Origin of the sequence: Limnohabitans sp. (assembly GCF_044361645.1) — a bacterium.
In the GTDB taxonomy this organism is placed as follows: Bacteria; Pseudomonadota; Gammaproteobacteria; order Burkholderiales; family Burkholderiaceae_C; genus Limnohabitans_A.
In genome coordinates, this window is the sequence record NZ_JBIKIL010000215.1 from 1 (window position 1) to 2,710 (window position 2,710).

The window sequence follows — 2,710 nt, forward strand, 5'->3', positions numbered from 1 at the left end:
TTGCAGGTCGAGCGTGAGCACCATGGCGCTCACCTTGGCGGCTTTGCAGCGCTCGATCATGCGGGCCATGGCCTCGCGGTCGCGCATCATGTACAGCTGAAACCAAAACGGCGCTTGGGTGTGGGCCGCGATGTCTTCGATGGAGCAGATGCTCATGGTTGACAAGGTGAAGGGGATGCCGAACTTTTTGGCGGCCATGGCCGCGTGCATTTCGCCGTCGGCGTGCTGCATGCCCGTGAGGCCCACAGGGGCGATGCACACGGGCATTTTGGTGTCGATGCCGACCATTTGGGTGGCCGTTGTGCGGTTTTCCATGTTGACGGCCACGCGCTGGCGCAGCTTGATTTTGTGGAAATCGGTCTCGTTGGCGCGGTAGGTGCCCTCGGTCCAAGAGCCGCTGTCGGCGTAGTCGTAGAACATGCGCGGCACGCGCTTTTCGGCCAAAACGCGCAGGTCTTCGATGGTGGTGATCACGGGCATGGGGCAGTCTCCGAGTGGAATATTGGTTTTAGTGGCAAGCGTGATCGTAGCTTGCTGACCGGCGCGCGCTTGTGAAACTTGAGCTCAGCGCTTTGAAATTAATTGGGCTTGCAGCGCGGCAGCGACGCTTTTGCCTGCATTCAGCCGTGGGGTTTGGCCTTGACAAAGGCGCCGCCCTGGAAGATGGCGGCCGGGTCTTGCGTGTCTATGCTTTGTTGGCGTGCTTCGACAGCAGGGCGGAACACGTCAGAGGAGTCCAAAGGGCGGTAGCCGATGTGTTTGGCATGGGTGTTGTCCCACCAGGTGGTCTGGTTGTCGGACATGCCATAGATGATGCTGTGCCCCACGATGGGTGCGGTCAGGGCTGCCACCACCAGGCGCTCCAGGTCGTCAAAACTCAGCCAAGTGGCCAGCATGCGGCGGTCTTTGGGTTCGGCATACGAAGAGCCGATGCGCAGGCTCACCGTCTCGATGTCCCAGCGGTCCCAGTACAGCTGGGCCAAGTCCTCGCCAAAGGCTTTGGACAGGCCATAAAAGCCGTCGGGCTTGGGGGGTGTGCGGGTGTTGACCACCTCGTCTTGGCGGTAAAAGCCGGTCACATGGTTGGAGCTGGCAAACACGATGCGCTTGACGCCCTTCAGGCGTGCGGCCTCGTACAGGTTGACCATGCCGACGATGTTGCCCGCCAGGATCGGCTCCCAAGCTTGTTCGGTGGACACGCCGCCCATGTGCACCACGGCGCTGACACCGTCGAGCAAGGCCATCATTTGGTCCTTGTCTTCAAGGGATGCGAGTTGGATTTCTTCCCCTGCAGTTGCCGGCTCCAGCGCACGGCGGTGGCTGACACGCAGCACCTCGCAATAGGCCTTGAGCCGGGGGCGAAGCTCTTGGCCCAAGTTGCCGCCTGCGCCGGTGAGCAGCAAACGGGGAAATCGCAAAGGGGAGGCAGGTGTGGTCAGCATGGGTGGGGTCGTGTTCAAACGCAAGGTCAAGATTTAAAGCGGCCGGCCAAGGCCGTGGCGCTGTCGCGCAGCAGGTTCTGGTCGGCGCCCACGGCCACAAACAAGCAGCCTTGTTTGACATAGTGCTGGGCCAGGGCTTCGTCGCCTGTCAAGATGCCAGCGGCCTTGCCACAGGCCCGGATGCGGGCAATGGATTCGTCAATCACTTTCAGCACCTCGGGGTGCTTGGGGTTGCCCAAGTGGCCCAGGGCTGCCGACAAATCGCCAGGGCCGATGAACACGCCGTCCACCCCGTCCACGTTGGCGATGGCCTCGATGTTTTGCAGGCCCTCCACGGTTTCCACCTGCAGCAAGACGCAAATTTCATCGCTGCTGTGTTGGGCATAGCCCTTGACACGGCCATAGTGGCTGGCGCGGGGCGCGCCCGCATAACCACGCACGCCCTGGGGCGGGTAGCGGGTGAATGACACGGCTTGTTGCGCCTCTTCCCGTGTTTGGATGTAAGGCACCAGCAGGGTTTGCACGCCCACATCGAGCAAGCGCTTGAAGGTCACCATGTCGTTCCAGGGTGGGCGCACTATTGGCGTGGTGGGGCTGCCCTTCATGGCTTGCAATTGGGCCAGGATTTCACTCAGGTCGTTGGGCGAATGCTCCATGTCCAGCAGCAGCCAGTCAAAGCCGCAGTGCGCCAAAATTTCTGCGCTGATGTTGCTGCACAGGTGCGACCACAGGCCGATTTGTTTTTGACCAGATTGGATGGCGTGTTTGAAGTGGTTGACGGGCATGTCCATGGCTTGCTTCCTCAAAAGGGCGTGTGGTGGGGCATGGGGCGCAGGGTTTGATCAGCGCACCATGCAAGGCATCTTGTGGTTGAACTTCCAGTTGGGGATCAGGTACTGCATGGCCATGGCGTCGTCGCGCGCGCCCAGGCCGTGCTGCAGGTACAGCTGGTGGGCTGTCATGACCGCGTCCATGTCCACTTCAATGCCCAGGCCCGGCTTGACGGGCACATCGATATAGCCGCCCTTGATTTGCAGCGGGTTTTGGGTCAGGAACTGGCCGTCTTGCCAGATCCAGTGGGTGTCAATGGCGGTGATTTTGCCCGGCGCCGCAGCGGCGCACTGGGTGAACATGGCCAGCGAGATGTCAAAGTGGTTGTTCGAGTGCGAGCCCCAGGTCAGCTCATACATCTGGCACAACTGCGCCACGCGCACCGAGCCTTGCAGTGTCCAAAAATGCGGGTCGGCCAGCGGAATATCGACCGACTG

The 2,710-nt window shown here is 61.1% G+C and carries 4 protein-coding genes; all 4 read right to left on the reverse strand.

Annotated elements, in window-relative coordinates; translation table 11 throughout:
* The coding region (locus tag ACIQ39_RS19190) for an alpha-hydroxy-acid oxidizing protein (RefSeq protein WP_396436178.1) at window positions 1–480 on the reverse strand (480 nt) is incomplete at its 3' end.
* Between the two features lie 140 nt (window positions 481–620).
* Window positions 621–1,442: an NAD-dependent epimerase/dehydratase family protein gene (locus tag ACIQ39_RS19195; protein ID WP_396436179.1), complete on the reverse strand. Its 822-nt coding sequence runs from the start codon at window positions 1,440–1,442 to the stop codon at window positions 621–623.
* Between the two features lie 26 nt (window positions 1,443–1,468).
* Complete coding sequence (locus ACIQ39_RS19200; RefSeq protein WP_396436180.1) at window positions 1,469–2,233, reverse strand: HpcH/HpaI aldolase/citrate lyase family protein; 765 nt, start codon at window positions 2,231–2,233, stop codon at window positions 1,469–1,471.
* Window positions 2,234–2,284: 51 nt separating this feature from the next.
* A partial coding sequence (locus tag ACIQ39_RS19205) for an enolase C-terminal domain-like protein (protein WP_396436181.1) occupies window positions 2,285–2,710 on the reverse strand: 426 nt, incomplete at its 5' end.